Source organism: Gemmatimonas phototrophica, from assembly GCF_000695095.2.
Lineage (GTDB): Bacteria > Gemmatimonadota > Gemmatimonadetes > Gemmatimonadales > Gemmatimonadaceae > Gemmatimonas > Gemmatimonas phototrophica.
This window is the reverse complement of sequence record NZ_CP011454.1, coordinates 1,321,251-1,338,045: the sequence shown is the minus strand read 5'-3', so window position 1 is coordinate 1,338,045 and position 16,795 is coordinate 1,321,251. Positions and strand designations below refer to the sequence as shown.

The following is a 16,795-nucleotide window of genomic DNA, read 5'->3' as shown; positions in this document are numbered from 1 at the left end:
CTGCACAAGCAAAATTCATCGGCGATGGGCACGCGCACTGTAGTCGGGGGGAGCGTACGTCATCTGACGGATATTTCGTACATCGACGCATGCCCATTGTGGGGGTGTCACTTCCCCCTCACCAGGAGTTCCCATGCCTTTTCACCGGCAAGCGCCCCGCCGCATTCTTGGCCTCCCACTCGCATCCGCCGTCCGTCTCTTTGGATACGGCGTTGCCTTGGCCGTGCTATCCACAATACCGCTCCGTGAAGGCGGTGCCCAGACATCGCCCGCCACAGCCGTGATTCTCCCGAGCGAAGGAAGTCGGGTCCGCGTGCGACAGCATGTCGGGGGTGTGCTCCCCCCAAAGCGCATAACAGGAACCTATGTGACAACCACCGCCGATTCGATGTACATCGTTCAACAGGTCGGCGATACGTTGGCGGTTGCCATTGGCTCACTCGACTACCTCGATGTCTCTCTGGGGCGGCGCAGAAACGTCCTGTCGTCGGTGGGCGCCGGCACGCTTATTGGAGGTAGCACGCTCGCGCTGGTCTCGGCGCTTTCGAATTCCGATTCCGGCTGCTCCTCAGACGAATACTGCCTCTTCGAGTTCTCACGCGGTGACGCCGCAGTGCTGGGTGGCATACTGGGTGCGGTGACCGGTGCGTTCGTTGGTGGGATCGTAGGTGCCGTTCGCCATGTGGACCACTGGAAACGCGTGCCCCTGCCGACGTTGGGCGAGCGGGTGAGTATCCGACCACAGCTGAGCCGCCGGACTGGGGCATCCGTACGCATGTCGTTCTGAACAACAGCACATAAAAAAAGAGCAGCCGGCGTGTGCACCGCCGACTGCTCTGCCAGACGTTGCCGCCCATTTGGGCGGGCGAACGTCCCTCTTACTTCTTGGGTGGCATCAACACCGTGTTGATGACATGGATGACCCCGTTGGACGCCGCAATGTCCGTCGCGGTGACCTCAGAGGCGTCATTCAGCATGACTTTGCCGTCCACGACCTTGATCATGATCTTGCTCCCCTCTACCGACGTCGCTTCAGTCAACGTCGTCACGGTCGAGGCCGGCACGCTGCCGGAAATGACGTGGTAGGTCAATACTTTCTTCAAAGCCGCCGTATCGGCGAGCAGCGCTTCAAGGTCCTTGGCCGGAATCTTGGCGAACGCTTCGTCCGTTGGCGCCAGCACGGTGAACGGGCCGGTGCCCTTGAGGGTCTCAATCAGCCCGGAGGCTGTCAACGCCTTGGCGAGCGTGGTGAAGGTACCGGCGGCAACCGCCGTTTCTACAATATCAACAGCAGCCGGCGCCGAAGCGGCCGGGGCCATTGCCGTGGAGTCAACCGGAGCTGATTCGGTCTTGTCGCCAGCGCAGGCGGAAACCAAGGCAATGGAGAGGATTGCAGCAGTGCGGCGGATCATGTGGTAGGCTCATTGGCAAGAGAAGAACGATCCCGCGCGGCTCGCAGGTATCGGGATATTCGATTCAACAACGGTGCAAGGAGCGAATCGAGCAATCACCGACAGAACGCGGATACATGCAATTTTGTGCCCAACTCCGGCATGAGCCGCCCGTGCGCGCGAGCTCATCAGGGCGTTCAGGACTCCCGGACACACGCCACCTTTACGGCCACCGTGTCCTTATGCGACACCAAGGTGACAACGCTGACGACGAATGGGAACGCCATACCGGCGTGTAGCGACACAAGGACATCCTCGCAGCGATCACGGCGCGTGCGGTTCGCGGGCGGTGACGACGGATGGTGGAGAACGCATGCCGCGACGACGCGACCACGTGACGGTTCCTAGAAGCTTTCTCCACTATGCGCCGGGGCTATGCGACTGTCGGGACGCAGCCAAGACTTGACACAATATGCGAAAAGTTACTTGACATTAGACGATGGTCCGTGGCGCCTTCTGTTCCGGGTGTTCAACTGATTCGGCGAAGCCTCGTGGAGCGCAGCGTTCGTAGTCCATCCATATCACCGCATTGTTGATGATGGTCGTGCTATTTGGCGAGGGGCGCCCTGACGCGTACCGTGCTCGCCGCGAAATGGCGGGATGCTTTGGGGAGATACCACCAAGCGAGATTTGCGACGTTTCAAAAGGGGCAGTGAGGAAGTGGTTCGTGCGGCAGTACGCTAGGCAAACAACGACTGTACACGTACCGAAGGGAGCCGAGGTAGTAACGACAGTCAACTCAACTGCGGCCCTCGCACCAGCATTTTGAGGGCCGCTGACGAGACGGTCGATTGATGGGCGCCTCGCCCACCCGGCGAGTCTGCCCGTAACCTCAGAACTCGTAGTTGATGCCGATGGACGGCAACAAGCCAAGCGACGTGTCACGCTCCGGTCGGCCAGTGCGCAGGTTCCACACGGGCGGACGCGGATTGTCGCGATTGGTCACGTTCTGTAGATCGAGGAACGCGATAAACTGCCGCCCCCCCAGGATCAGGCGGCGATCTACGCGTACGTCCGCTGCCACGAACGGACCGAGGCGCTCGGCATTGTACCGCGCGAAGTCCAATGTGCCGGCGAGGTTGCCGGAGGTGACGAACGGTGTCAACGGTAGACCGCTCGCCGCGCGCAGGCGCAGCGCCACCTCCCACCGCGAGTCGGGACGCCATCCGACCAGCGCATTCGCGAGTACCGGCGTGTCGAAGGCCCCGCGGCGGGAGACGCCGTCCACACCCGCGAAGCGCGTGCGATTCCAGCTCGCCGCCACCTGTCCGTAGAAGGGTGAGCTCCCCAGACGCCGCTGCGCGAACACTTCCACACCGTACGCTTCACCGGTACCCGTCGAGCCAAGTGGCTCGAGACCGAAGGGAATATCGGTGCTCGCATCGTCGAAACCGCTCGGACTCAGCACCGCCTGCGGGCGCCACTCGCGCACGGGGTAATCGCCGTACCGCTTGCCATACACTTCCACCTGCAGCTTGGTGCTCGAGCCCACGAGCCGCGTGACACCCGCCACCAGCTGATCGGCGCGGAACGGCTTGACGGTGCTACGGTTCTGCGGCGCGCCCACCAGCCAGATGAAGCTCGGGGCCTGCCAGTACCGGCCGCCGGCGAGCGTGAAGGTCGTGGCGTCATCGACCTGCCAGGCCGCACTCGCGCGCGGCGCAAGGCGCACCGCGTCATCGGCGAAGCCGTACCAGTCACCGCGTAGTCCAGTGGAAAGACGAAGTTTCGGGCTCGCCTGCCAGCTGGTCTGCACATAGCTCCCGTTTCGCCACGCGGTCAAGCTGGTGTCGATGGCGAGCGGCCTCGGCACCCCGGCGAGATCGCGACGCGCAAAGCCCGCCAGGGTCACGTCGTACGAGAGCTCATTCGCGTACTTGAATATCGTGCCTGCCTCGATCGTCATGTTGCTTTTCGTATTCCATGTCAGATCGCTGCGCAGGGTGGTCTCGCCTTCGGTGGAGCGGTTCGAGAAGACCGGCTGGAGCAGCGTGTCGTTCTGGACGCTACGATAGCGGGTCCAGGTACGGCCGAGTGTTGTATTGACCACACCGCGAGACAGCAGCCGCTTCCACGTGAGCCCGCTGAAGTATTGGTCCTGCTGCGGCGCGAGGATCTGCGCATTCGACACGCGGGCAGTGTCGGTGTCGTTCTCAAAGGTGAATGTGCCGCGCGCCCCGATCGCGAGTGCGCTGATCACATCACGCTTCGTGGGGCGCCATGCCACTTTTGCCGTGGCGTCGGTGTATCGAGGAATGAAGCTCAGGCCGAGCAGGTCGAACAGAAAGTCGAGATAGCTCTGTCGAACGTTCAGGAAGAACGATGCCTTGCGGCCGAGCGGTCCCTCGAGCACGGCGCCGTACTGCGTAGCCGAAACGTTGAGTTCGCCCGCGATGCGTTCACGGTTGCCTTCGCGCAGGGTGATGGTCGTGGCCGATGACGTTCGGTCGCCATAGCGCGCCCCGAATCCTCCAGCCGACAAGGCCGCGTTCTCCACGAATCGAATGTTGATGAGGGAGATCGGTCCACCCGTGGAGCCCTGCGACCCGAAGTGGTTGATGTTCGGGACCTCGATGTTGTCCACGACGAAGAGGTTTTCGAAGGGTGCCCCGCCGCGCACGACGATGTCGTTGCGGGCGGCATTGGTCACGCCCACGCCGGGGGCGACGGACACCGCACGCAACACGTCTTCCTGCGCGCCGGGCTGCCGACGCACTTCTTCGGCGGTGTACGATTGCGTGGACACCGGGGTGGCGGCCGGCATGACGGCCGGGAATGCCTCGGGGCGTACCGTCACGGTCTGCAGCTGCACGTCGGCCGCACGAAGGGTCACTACGACTTCCGCCGGTTTGGCCGGGGACACGGCGATGTCACCGCGCGAGACGGGGGCGTAGCCCAGTCGTCGCACTTCGATGGTCACGATGCCCACGCGAACGCCACGCAGCGTGAAGCGGCCGGTGCTGTCGGTCTGGACGGCGAGCTCCTGTCCCACCACGCGCACCGCAGCGGCCTCGATCGGCGCCTCGGTGGTGGCATTGATCACGCGGCCGGCGATGACGCCGGTCGCCTGCTGTGCATCGAGCGGTTTGGACGCGGATGCCGCCGCGAGCAAGAGCGCCGAGATCAAGGAAAGTCGGCGGCTAAAGTGTCGGATGAACATGGCATGCTCCTTGGGGCGTTCGCTGTCCTGAGCGATCGCCGATGATTTTATAGGTTAACACTCCTTGCATATTAAATAGATTCTTCGCCGGTCGGTTCCCATCGTCGGTGCCTCGGGTTTTTTTGTTACATGGCACGGGGAACGAGGAACCGCCCAAACCTGGAATGCCCAGGACCGGCGCGGCACACCCGACCCATGACGGCGAGATGGGTGTCGATCAGGGCCCGCGGAGCCCGGCCAGGAGCCGCTGTGCGACCGCCGGGTCCTCGCGCTCCAACGACAACGCCTCCCAGCCCGTGAGTCGCCCGTCCGTCCCGTAGGCGGCCGCCACCAGCGGGGCGGCGTCGCCGCGCACACGTCGCGCCAGAGTGCCCTCCCAATCGAGTAGGACCCGCGCAGCCGTATCCGACGGCATGACGCCACGGATGATGCCACGCAGCAGCCGCGGCACCCCCGCCAAGTCTGCCACCGACACGACCCGCACACCGGCCGTCGCGCCGACGTCCTGCAGGCATCGCTGCCAGCGCGCGGCCGCATCCTTGCCCGCGCGGGTGGAGGCGAGCAGCACCACGGGTCGCCCGGGTGGGGACGAAAGGACCGTGCGCCCATCGAACTGGTCGCGCAACGTCACCGCGGGAAGTACGCCCGGCGGCTCATGACGCGAGGGCCCCTGCGCCAGCAATGGTACGCCGAGCGCCGTAGCGAGCAGCACCCGCCACATACGGCGAAAGTTCAGCGAAGGGACGGATGCGATGCGGGCAGCGACGGTCATGGTCGAGTCGGATTAGGTGATTGTTTAACTCTTCTTGCTTATTCTATTTCACTTTCCGATCATCCAGCAACCCTCTGTTTCGCAGTTGTTGTGCATCGTCCGGGTGACTTCGGCCATTCGGGAGGTGCGCATCCAGGAGAGCGACGTGTGGTGGATAATCGCCAGGTGATGCCGTTGTCGGCGTGAAGTCGCCGAATTGACTTCGTTACATTTCCGCCATGCCTCGACTTCCCGGACGCCGTAACGCGGATTTCACTGACACTCGGAGCGCAATCGTCGAGCGGATCTTCGACCGGGTCCAGCAGCCCGATGGGCCTTCCGTAAGTTTTCGCGAGATGGCCGCCGCCGCAGAGGTGTCGTTGGGCACTCTGCGGCATTACTTCACTGATCGGCGAGGCGTGCTCCGCGCGGTGCTGGAGCATCAGCATCAAGTGGGGCAGCCATTCCTCATGCAGATCGCGGCGGGAGACCTGCCTGGGCTCGAGGAATCCGCGTCGTGGTTCCTCACGTTGTTCGCCGAAGGACTTCGTTCCGGTGTCTCGCGAACCCTCATGGTCGGACTCACCAATGGGATGGCGGAGTCCGACGTAGCGCGGGCCTGTCTGGCGGAACTGCTGGAGCCAACGATCGGGGCGCTCGAGGTGCGACTGGCGAGACACGTGGCACGCGGGGACATGCGACACTGCGATACCCGCAGCGCCGCGCTCACCCTGCTCGGCCCCCTCGTGCTCGGGTACTTTCATCAGGCGGAACTCGACGGACGGACGTATCGCCCGCTGGACCTTGAAGCCTTCATCGCGGATCAGAGCGCCATGTTCGCACGGGCCTACGGCGCCGAACGGGATCCTTCCTAGCGGACGTGGGCTCGTCCGCAAGAACCGGTCATTACTCATGAACCCGAGGCCCTTCACGAGGGCGCTGCAGGAATCTCCGGGAGCACCTCGAACGCTCCGTTCTCACTATTGCAACGCTTCAAGCGGGACAGCACGCCGTACCCGACTATCGCGGACCGGGGTACAGCTCATGGCTAGTGGACTTTGAATGGCTACTGGCCGCCGTGGCCAACTCGGAGGGAACTGATCACGATCAACCCTGAGCGCGAGTGGCCGAGAAAGCCAGAGCGCCGCCGTCACTGCAGACGGCGGCGCTCTCGTTTTCAGGAGGCAGTCAAGAAACTTCTGCGTACGGTGCCAAAAGACTTCTACGTCCCGACACTAGGGAATACCGTCACCCACACTCACTGAAGCCACACACGTGGCACTTCACGCACCCTTCGGCGAACTCCAACTGCGAGCCGCAATCGGGGCACGTCCCCATGAACACCTCACCGCCAACGCTGCCGAAATCGATCTGCGGCTGCAGCTGCTCGGCGGCCATGGGCGGACGCGTAATGGGCACACCGGCCGCGGGCGTGGGGAGCGGCGACAGGCTGGCCGGCGGCAACGTGCCCATACCCACGACACCGCCACTCAGCATATCGGTCTGCACGCCCTGCTTCTCCCGCCACCACTGCTCCAGCGCAATGCCCACCGCATCGGGTAGCGACAACACCTTGTTCGGCCCGAGCCCCACGGCACGATCGCTGGAAATGCCACGCAGCTGACGATGAATCTCCTGCATGGAGATACCGCTGCGCAGCGCCAGCGAAATGAGGCGCCCAATGGCTTCGGCATCGGCCATCGCACTACCACCCGCCTTGCCGAGGTTGAGGAACACCTCGAACGGCTGCCCCTTTTCGTCTTCGGTGATATTCACGAACATCGTGCCGAGCGGCGTGTCCTTGCGGTACGTCGTGCCTCGCATCACCTCCGGGCGCGAACGCTTGCCACGGCGGTTGGCGTTCTCCGCTTCGGCCGTGAACAGCGCCTTCTTGGTGCGATCAAGTTCGTTCTGCAATTCGGCGATGGTGCCCTGCAGTTCACCCATCTCCCGCTTGAGCGCCGCCACTTCCTTGGCCGCTTCCGGCTTGGCCTCGGCGGCACCAGCCGCCACCGGCGCGCCATCCCGCTTGGCGGCGGCGTCGGCCGTGGCGCCCGTGCTGAGCACCTGGCCATCGCGCGAGCCGTCACGGTACACGGTGACACCCTTGCACTTCATGTCGTACGCCATCTCGTAAATGGCGCGTACGTCATCTACGGTGGCGGTGTGACTGAAGTTGGTGGTCTTCGAGATCGCCGAGTCACAGTGCTGCTGGAAGGCCGCCTGCATGCGGATGTGATACTCCGGGGAGATGTTGTTGGCCGTGTTGAACACCGCCTGCCACTTGGCGGGCACTTCGGCGTGCCTCACGCTCCCCGTTTTGGCAATGCGCTCCATGAGCTCATCGCTGTACCACCCCTCGTGCTTGGCAATGGACACAAAATCTTCGTTCACGTCGGGCATCATGACGCCAGCCTGGTTGCGCATGAACGCCACGGCAAAGAGCGGCTCCAGGCCGCTGGAGCAGCCGGCAATGATGGAGATGGTGCCGGTAGGCGCCACCGTCGTCACGTTGCAATTGCGCAGCAGCTGCATGGGGCGAATCCGCTGGCCATTGGCATCGCGCGCGCACGTTTCATCGGGGCCCCAGATGCTGCGCGCCCATTCGGGAAACGCGCCGCGATCCTTGGCCAACCGCTCACTTTCCTTCTTGCCTTCGACATCAAGGAACTCCATGACCCGGCGCCCCATTTCCACGCCTTCGGCACTGTCATACGGAATGCCGAGACGAACGAGCATATCGGCAAAGCCCATCACACCAAGGCCAATGCGCCGGATACGCTTGCTCAATGCGTCGATTTCGGGAAGCGGATACTTGTTGACGTCGATGATGTTGTCGAGGAAGTGCGTGCTGAGCGCGATATCGCGTCGCATGGCATCCCAGTCCACCACGCCGTTGCTCACGTAGTAACCCAGATTCACCGAGCCGAGGTTGCAGACGTCGTAGGCAAGGAGCGGCTGCTCCCCACAGGGGTTCGTGGCCTCATACGCCCCCAGATGCGGCACCGGGTTGTACTTGTTGGCCTCGTCAATGAAGAACACCCCGGGCTCGCCGGTACGCCACGCGCCCAGAATCATCCGGTCCCACACATCGCGCGCGCGCAGCTGCGCCACGACGGCGCCGTTGGCCGGGTCGTACAGGTCGTACGATCCGTCGGCCTTGAGTGCGTCCATGAACTTCGTGGTGATGCCCACCGAGATGTTGAAGTTCGTGATCTTGGTGAGGTCTTCCTTGCAGGCCACAAAGTCGAGCACATCGGGATGATCGACACGCAGGATGCCCATATTGGCGCCGCGACGCGTGCCACCCTGCTTTACGGCATCCGTGCTGGCGTCATACAGCTCCATGAACGAAATGGGACCGCTGGCCACCCCGGTCGTGCTGCGCACCATGCTCCCCTTGCTGCGCAGACGCGAAAACGAAAAGCCCGTACCGCCGCCTGATTGATGGATGAGCGCCATGCTGCGCAACGAGTCGTAGATGCCGTTCTGCCCGTTGCTCAGGGCGTCTTCCACCGGCAACACGAAACACGCCGAAAGTTGTCCCAAGGGACGCCCCGCATTCATGAGCGTAGGCGAGTTGGGTTCAAACCGACGCTGCGTCATGAGGAAGTAGAACTCCTCAGCCAATGCCTGCACCGCCCCGTCACTGGCGCCATACCGGCGGTCAGCCTCCGCCACCACCGTGGCCACGCGCCAGAACATGTCTTCCGGCTTCTCCACCGACTTCCCGGTCTTGTCCTTTACGAGGTAGCGCTTGTCGAGCACCGTACGGGCGTTTTGCGACAGCGTGACCAGACCTTCCGGGGGCGTGGCAGCGAATGGCATTCGGGACTCCTGGGGCGTAAACGTGGGGCATACTGCACTGGGGGGGCGACGTCGCCGGCCCGGACGCGAGCACAATTGGGCTGGGCGTCAGCGGGGCGGTATGGTGCCTCTAATCGTGAGACCGCGCAAGTCGCACTGTAACGCCATACGGAGACACGACTTGCAAATGGGACATCACTTTTGTGCAGCACCAATCCAGTTGTCCACCAGACACATGTTTGTGCGGTTTGATGAACCGCCGTGCACGAAACCCGTCGGCCTCGCTGGTCGTCCCGTGGTGTCGCCAGTGTGAAAGACATGCCATAACCGGTTGCGCTGTAGCAGTTTGCCATTTTCTGGCGCACTCGGTGTCGCGCACCAATCCGACACTGTCCCGCCAGAAAGAATTGTGACCTGCGAAGCGCCAATTTCCGCTTCGGCCGAGACCGCTTGCCTGCATTCACATTCGGCAGCTGACAGTTGCCTGCATGCACATGGACACAACCCATTGGAGAGCCTTGAGGCCCGGAGGACAGAGGCAACAACGTGCGTTCCCCGTGTGCTCCGCCCTCCGAGCACTCCGCCGGGTGCTATGAGTTGTTCACCTGGCGCCGCAGCTCGCCTGCACGGTGCCGCTGCGCCAGCGCCACGTAGCGTGCGGCGTTGACGAGGGTGCTCGCCTGCTGTTCCTGGGTCACCGCCCGCACCACTTTGCCCGGCACGCCCAGCACCAGCGACCCCGGCGGCACCGTCGTGTGCTCCGTCAGCACCGCCCCGGCGCCAATGATGCTCCCCGCGCCCACCTGTACCCCGTTGAGCAGAATGGCGCCCATACCCACCAGTACCCCCGCCTCCAGCACACTGCCGTGCACGATGGCGCGGTGCCCAATCACGCAGTCCTCTCCCACCACCGTGGGCTTGCCGGGATCGGCGTGAATCACCGCCCCGTCCTGCACATTGCTGCGCGCGCCAATGGTGATGCGTTCCACATCACCGCGCAGCACGGCCGTGGGCCACACGCTGGTGTCGGGGGCCAGGTGCACATCGCCGAGAACGACGGCGGATTCGTGAATGTAGGGAGCGGCCATATCGAGTGCGGATAGGTTCAAGAGTGATGAAACGGCAGCGGGGTTGGCTCGAACTGATGGCACGAAGACAGCCAAGGCAACCAAGACAACCAAGGTGATGTGTTGATACCGACGGTCAAGTTCTAGCGCGTGCTGCACGGCATCCTTTGTTGCCTTGGATGCCTCGAATGCCTTCGTGCCATCAGTTCACTATGACGGCGGCGAAACAACTACACCGCCTAGAAATACCCACCCAGCGTCACGTAGAACGACCCTTTCCGACTCACCCCCGCCGGCGCGGCATACGGCACAGCCGATCCGATCCGCACGCGGTATGGCACATCATACTGCACCGCCAGATCAACGATCAGCTCCGCACCCGCACTCGCCAGCCAACCGTCCCGCACGCCGTTGGGCAAACAGACCACCGTGTTTGCGCGCAACGTGGCCGGACACCACGCGCGCGCGGCATCGCTGAAGAGCGCCACACTCAAACGATCGCCATACACCGTGAACGGACTGGGCAATCGCGAGAACATCATGAGTGGCGCCCGGTACTCGATGCTCCCCGCCAGCGCGCGCGCCCCGCGCTGCACGCCGGGAGCCGTCCCGCGCACCGGGAATGTGCGCGCCGGATCACCCACCACGACGCCCGGAATAACCTCCGACGCCACGCCACTGGTACCGCCAACCGTGAACTCGGTACGCGTGTTGTTGTCGGCCCACCCCGCAGCGGCACGCACGGCCAATACATGCCGAGCATACCCCGGCAAGGCCAGTGGCACATACCCGCGTCCAGTCAGCACACTGCGAAACGAGCCGCTCTCCGGATTGTCTTCCAGCCATCGGTAGGCCGTGCTGCTGGAGAGCGTAAACCCCTCTTCTACACTCACACCACGCAACGCCAGACGTGCGGTGCTGTAGCTGGTATTGAGGAAAAAGCTGGGATAGCGCGTCCCCAGCCGCACGCCGGAATCGGCGGGCCCCAAGACCGAGTCGGCTTCGGCCGTGAAGTCCCGCATTTCGTATTGCAGCCCCACCGTAGTGCTCACCGACCATCGGACGCGCGGCACAATGTACGTGTTGCTCGCGGTCAGGAACCGCCGCTTGCGCGCCACGGTCCCCAGCGCCGCCCCGCTGTCGTTGCGAACGAGAAAGGTGCCGTCCCATTCCTGACTGAAGGAGACATCGGTAATGGGCATGCCCAATCCGGTGTAGCGGTACGCCACACCACCATCCATTTCCCGCGTGGTGGGCTCCACCAGCACACTCGCGTTCCACACATGTCGCCCAAGGATGTCTTCACTGCTCGACGAGACTCCGAGGGTGGCGTTTCCCACCCGCCCTTCACCGACCACCGGCAACCAGTACCGCGGCAGCAGCAGGCGCCCCGGTGCGTACTTCACACTCGGCTGCGCCGTGATGCGCACAGAGTCGGATTGGGCCGGCACGACCGCGCCACGAGATGCGGCATACCACCCGTCACGAACCGCGGGCCCCATCGTATCCAGCGGTGCCACGGCGACATGGTATCCGGTGCTCCGTTGCAACAGCGCCACCACGTGCGCACCATCGGGTGAGACGCTTGGCTCATACACGGCCGCGCCATCTGCGCTTACCTGTGTTACGACACCGCTCACCATGCGCCAGGCGCTCGTATCCACCACGGCCGTGTCCCCGCGCGGCGCCGTCTCCACCTGCATGCGACCACTGCGATCACTGGCCCATACCACCCGAGTACCGTTCGGCGTAAACGACGGACTCGCCAATACCCCGCGCGCACTGGCAATCACGGCGCGCAGCTCCCCGGTGATATCCAACACCACCACCCGCTGCTCGCCTGTGGGCAACAGCTGCACCGCCACCACCTCGGTCCCGCTACGCGACCATCGAGGGTCGGCCCAACGTTCTCCCGTACGTTCGGCTGTAAACGGCGTGATGGCGTCGCCGGTGGCGCTCACCCGCACCAGCCGGCTGCTGTTCGCACCCAACTGTACCGCCACAATACTGCCGTCGTGCCGTACATCGGGCTGCGTGAGCCGGGCACCATGTGTCAGGCGGAACTCCCGTGTGCCCTGACGACGATACAGGTCACTGCGCGTGATATACGCATCGCGACGTTCCAGCTGGGCAAACACCAGGGAATCCAGTGTCGAATCCAGTGGGACATTCACGTCCAGGCCATTGCGCCAGGCCACCCGTCGTGCGGGGCCTCCGGCCACCGACGCCACATACAGCCCGGTGACCTCGCGGCCGTTGCTGGCGCTCCACACCACGCTATCGGCCCCCAGCCAGCGCGGAGCCGCCGCGTACCAGCCGTCGGTGCTCACCACGCGCCAGCGGGCATCGCCAGCGCGCGGCACCGCGCTGCCACTCGCCGAACGCATTACCGAATCGGCAAACCGGGTCCACAACGTCGAAAAGGAGGAGCCAAACCCCACGCGGGCGTTCCGCTGCAACCGGAACGGCACGATCTGGGACGCCGTCGCCTCCACAAAGCGGCGCATCCCCAACGCGCCACCGGCGGAATCCGCCGTCGCGACGGCACCGCGCATCAGCAATGAACCGTACCCATACGCCACCTGTCCTCGCGGAAAGCGGGTGGTACTGAGACTCCACCGCCCCAGTGGGATCAACGCACTGTCGCGTGCGGCCGCGTGCAACAAGACGGGAAACTCGGTACTCACCAGCCGACCACTGCCGGTGAGTGCACTCTCGTAGTGGACGGCCAGGCCTTCCTTCACCCAACTGGGCGTATAGGCGTTGGGAAAGAACAGCGGATTGCGCCCAAACACCGCGCGGCCCAGTCGCCACACGCCGCGCGCCCGATCAATGTGAAAAATGTGCGCCAGCTCGTGCGTGATGACGAGGCGCAGCCAGTCATCGTGAAAACGCAGTTCACGCGTGGCGACCGGCGGCACAGCATAGATGACCACCCGATTGGTGGGGAACACCTGCGCATAGCCGTTGCTCACATCCGTGTTGTCGATGAGCAGCAGATCAATCACGCCGCGCGGAGCGGCCAACTCGCGCGACATTTGTCCGTACGCCGTTTCCCCATACACGGCTGCCAACCGCGCCAGTGAATCGAGGCGGGCGGGAAAGTGCACGCGCAGATGCGTCGTGGAGATGGTCCGCACGGGCCCGCGGGGATCGACCTGCGCGTGCAGTCCGTCTCCAACACCAGGGAGCAGCAGGACGGCGGTCAGGAGGACAAGACGCAGCGTGAGCACCTTCCACGTTGCCGCAACCTTCGCGTTCATGGCGTGCGTTCCGCAGCCGGTGTCGCCAGGCGACGGAAGTACCGCTCCAACCCTTCCACCAACCCTTCGGCATACGTCAGCTGAAAGGCTTCGTTGCGCATGGCCGCCTCCTGTTCAGGGATCATGAGGAACAACCCCTCCGCCAGCACACTGGGGTACCAGCTCGGCCGCGCCACGGCCAGGTTCTGGTAGTGCACCCCCAGATCACGCAAACCGAAGCGTGCCTGCAGGGCGGTTTGCACATCACGCGCCAGAGGCTCACTGGCGTTGTGATAGAAGAGCGTGCTGGTCCCGTTGGCCGTGAACGGATTCACTCCATCGGGGAGCGCGTTGAGATGCACCGAGACAAACGCATGCGCGTTTTCCCGTCGCGATTGCACACCGCGTTCGGTCAGTCCCACCGGCGCCAGACTGGTGCGCGTGATAACCGGGTTGGCGCCCCGCAGTCGGAGCAGCTCCACCACCTTGAGCCCCACGGGAAAGACCGCGTCGCCCTCGTACAGCCCTGTGGGTCCGGTGGCACCGGCTGGCGGGTGGCCGGGATCCACCGCAATGGTCAAGCCGCGCAATGGGTGCGCCGCGTCGATAGTCGGCAGGCGCCGCACGCGCAGCACAAATGCACGACGTGCGTCGTCCCACAACGACAGCCAACCGTACGCTGGTTGTGACAACACCAGTGTCACCTTCACGCGATCGCTGCTGACCTGTTCCCACACCATGCGACGCACGAGCGTGTCGTTCCCGAGGATTGGCGAAATCTCCGGATTGGCCTGCACCCCATACAGCGTGAGGGTAATGGTGTTGCCCTCGGCCTCCACGTGATGCCCAGGACGGTCTCCCGTCCCGATCACCATATCCACGTACTCGGCGTTCGGCATAAAGCGGAATCCGCCTGTCACCCGACGCGGTAGCGGCGTCCCCTCCGGCAACAGTGTCAGCTCGTCGCTGTCCACCCACACGTCGAGCTGGTTGTCCAGTCGCACGCGCGTAAAGCCGTTCTGACGACCCGTGACTTCCAGCACCGTGCCGGGTAGCAGCTGCCACTTGTACGTGCCCCCAACAATCGTGCGGGCACTGACCACCCGGTCACTGTCGCTCCCCACCCGGTTGGCCGACTGCAGCACGCCCAACTGCCGTTGCGGCGCAGGCAACGCCCGCACAGCGGGAATGGGCAACGACACGGTATCGCGCCCCCGCGCGACCAAGAGGCGGGCCGGCCGCAGGCTATCCGCCAGGAGGGCCGCCGTGAGATCGGTGGCAAAGACCGTGGCCACATCGCCCGTGGAGTCGGCCCCTGCCGGCAGAGGACCGGCGGCAGACACCAGCGGCCAACGCTGGTTGTCAGCCCCCATGACCCACGCCGTGGCGTTGCGGGGGGCCCGCAGGCTCACCCGAAGCGGGTCACCCCCAAGTGCCCACACACCACGCCCGGGCGCCAGCGAGCCGCTATCCACCTGCAGCCGCCCCACCCCACTCAGTGCGCGACGGACCGGAAAGCGCACGGGCACCGTTTTCCGCACCGTGTCGGCCCCACGGACCACCTGCAGCACATAACGAGGGCTGGCCGGCGCTGGGACGGCCAGCCAGGCCAGAAACGCCCCATTGGCGGCCACCGGCACCGCCACGCCATTGATCTGCAGCGTCGCGTCTCCCGACCCCACCGACCCCAGGACAAAATTGGAGTCGCGGGCAGTGAGCAGCTGGTTGGCCCCCGGATAGCGGACCGTGACCGACAGGGGAGCCCCTCGGAGCTCCGGAACCGGGGGAAGCCCCACCGCCAAGGCCGGAGCCCCGCCGGACCGGATAGGGCCAGAGGCCCCCGTTGGCGGCGCCCCACTCCGGCAGGCACCGAGGGTCACGAGGGCCAACAGGGGCCAGATCACGGCCGTCAGGGTGACGACCGGAGAAAAAACAGGGGGTCTCCGCATATCTCCGAATTTGACCCGGGGATGAAACGTGGGCCATCTTGAAGCCGTCCTCATTATTTAGAGGCTTCCGCAAATCGGTTCGCGGGTGCAACCTCCCGCGATCCCGTCCGTATGTGGCGGTCGTCCACCTACGAACGCAATGGCCTGCACCAAGACGCTGTGACAGTTTCCCCCTTCGATTCCCATTCAGTGCACCCGAGTGGCGACCGCCGAGTCGTCGCCCGTGTCTTCGCGCTGACGGACGTGGGACAATCGCGCGAGCACAACGAGGACACGTTCCTTGTGGCCGATCTGGAGTCCGGATCGGCGCTGAGCTTTGACGCGGGGTACCATGAAATCACCGCTGATGCCCACGGCCTCCTCTTTCTGGTGGCGGACGGCATGGGTGGGGCAGCGTCCGGCGAACTGGCCAGCAAAATGGCGGGCGATCTCGTCCTCGAGGGGCTGCGCGCCTCGTGGTCCAAGACAGGCAGCACCAAGCCGACCGCCTTTGCCGAAGCGCTGCGCGATGCCACCATGATGGCCAACACGCGCATACACCAACACGCTCGGGAAAATCCCGAACACCGCGGCATGGGCACCACCGCCACCATTGCCGGCTTGCTGGGCGATCGTCTGTACATGGTGCAGGTGGGCGACAGTCGGGCCTATATGGTGCGCGACGGGTTAGCCCGGCAGCTCACCAAAGATCAGTCGCTCATGCAGCGGCTGGTGGAGGCCGGCGAGCTCACGCCCGAAGAAGCGGAAGTGAGCGACCGTCGCAACATCATTCTGCAGGCGCTGGGCCCCGAAGATCAGGTCATCGTGGACCTGACGCACCAGCAGTTGCGGAAGGGCGATACGCTGATTTTGTGCAGCGACGGCCTCTCAGGACTGGTCCGCGCCGACGAAATTGCCGCGCTCACGGCCCACGAGTCCGATGTGCGGGTCGTGTGCCGCAGTCTGATCGATCAGGCGAATGCCCGTGGTGGGCCGGACAACATCACCGTGATTGCGGTGCGTTTCGAAGGAAGTGCCCTCGACGCGTCCATTGCCACCGACAGCATTGGCTACAACGCCTTTCCGCTCTCGGGCACCCTGAACGACCAGACGCGCGAGATGCAGGTCACCCCCCGCACACCGCGCCCGGCCATCAAGAGCGATCCCACGCCGCGCCAAGGGGTGCGCATGCCCACCCGCTCAGAGCAACGGGAAGCCGACCAGGCGCAGCGCGACATTGACGCCACCAAGGCCATTCCTCTTTCGGCGCCGCTGCCGGCGCCGGTGATTGAACAGCGCAAGCGCACCGTGCAGCCCCTGTTCATTCTGCTGGGTGCCGTGGCGTTGGCGGCCGTGGCATGGACCGCCATGCAACTCACCAAGGGCTGA

10 protein-coding genes are annotated in these 16,795 nt (G+C 64.4%); 3 read left to right on the top strand and 7 right to left on the bottom strand.

The annotated features are described in order from the left end of the window. The first annotated feature begins 367 nt into the window (after positions 1–367). Positions 368–787: a hypothetical protein gene (locus GEMMAAP_RS05590; RefSeq protein WP_043581036.1), complete on the top strand. Its 420-nt coding sequence runs from the start codon at positions 368–370 to the stop codon at positions 785–787. A gap of 91 nt (positions 788–878) precedes the next feature. Here the strand turns inward: GEMMAAP_RS05590 and GEMMAAP_RS05585 are convergent, their stop codons facing one another. The 3 genes from GEMMAAP_RS05585 to GEMMAAP_RS05575 form a co-directional block, all read right to left on the bottom strand. Beyond that, positions 879–1,412, bottom strand: coding sequence for a fasciclin domain-containing protein (locus GEMMAAP_RS05585; protein WP_026849895.1), 534 nt, complete (start codon positions 1,410–1,412; stop codon positions 879–881). A gap of 871 nt (positions 1,413–2,283) precedes the next feature. After that, complete coding sequence (locus GEMMAAP_RS05580) at positions 2,284–4,611, bottom strand: TonB-dependent receptor (RefSeq protein WP_082821089.1); 2,328 nt, start codon at positions 4,609–4,611, stop codon at positions 2,284–2,286. 217 nt (positions 4,612–4,828) lie between these two features. Continuing rightward, on the bottom strand, positions 4,829–5,383 hold the full coding sequence (locus GEMMAAP_RS05575; RefSeq protein WP_043581038.1) for a hypothetical protein: 555 nt from the start codon (positions 5,381–5,383) through the stop codon (positions 4,829–4,831). A 335-nt stretch (positions 5,384–5,718) separates the two neighbouring features. On the opposite strand from GEMMAAP_RS05575, the gene GEMMAAP_RS05570 reads away from it, so the two are divergent. Beyond that, a complete protein-coding gene (locus GEMMAAP_RS05570) occupies positions 5,719–6,237 on the top strand; it encodes a TetR/AcrR family transcriptional regulator C-terminal domain-containing protein (protein WP_053334222.1) in 519 nt (172 codons plus the stop codon). 373 nt (positions 6,238–6,610) lie between these two features. Here the strand turns inward: GEMMAAP_RS05570 and GEMMAAP_RS05565 are convergent, their stop codons facing one another. The 4 genes from GEMMAAP_RS05565 to GEMMAAP_RS05550 all read right to left on the bottom strand — a co-directional run bounded on the left by GEMMAAP_RS05565 (position 6,611) and on the right by GEMMAAP_RS05550 (position 15,427). Beyond that, positions 6,611–9,190 carry a vitamin B12-dependent ribonucleotide reductase gene (locus GEMMAAP_RS05565; RefSeq protein WP_053334223.1) on the bottom strand — a complete coding sequence of 860 codons (2,580 nt, stop codon included), beginning with the start codon at positions 9,188–9,190 and terminating at the stop codon, positions 6,611–6,613. Between the two features lie 569 nt (positions 9,191–9,759). After that, positions 9,760–10,257: a gamma carbonic anhydrase family protein gene (locus GEMMAAP_RS05560; RefSeq protein WP_053334224.1), complete on the bottom strand. Its 498-nt coding sequence runs from the start codon at positions 10,255–10,257 to the stop codon at positions 9,760–9,762. Positions 10,258–10,475: 218 nt separating this feature from the next. Continuing rightward, positions 10,476–13,499, bottom strand: a complete 3,024-nt coding sequence (locus tag GEMMAAP_RS05555; RefSeq protein ID WP_026849900.1) for a PD40 domain-containing protein — start codon at positions 13,497–13,499, stop codon at positions 10,476–10,478. After that, a complete protein-coding gene (locus tag GEMMAAP_RS05550) occupies positions 13,496–15,427 on the bottom strand; it encodes an N-acetylmuramoyl-L-alanine amidase (protein ID WP_158514747.1) in 1,932 nt (643 codons plus the stop codon). Before GEMMAAP_RS05550 ends, GEMMAAP_RS05555 begins: the two co-directional genes overlap by 4 nt. A 159-nt stretch (positions 15,428–15,586) precedes the next feature. Here GEMMAAP_RS05550 and GEMMAAP_RS05545 point away from each other — a divergent pair, with 159 nt between their 5' ends. After that, positions 15,587–16,795 carry a PP2C family protein-serine/threonine phosphatase gene (locus tag GEMMAAP_RS05545; RefSeq protein WP_158514746.1) on the top strand — a complete coding sequence of 403 codons (1,209 nt, stop codon included), beginning with the start codon at positions 15,587–15,589 and terminating at the stop codon, positions 16,793–16,795.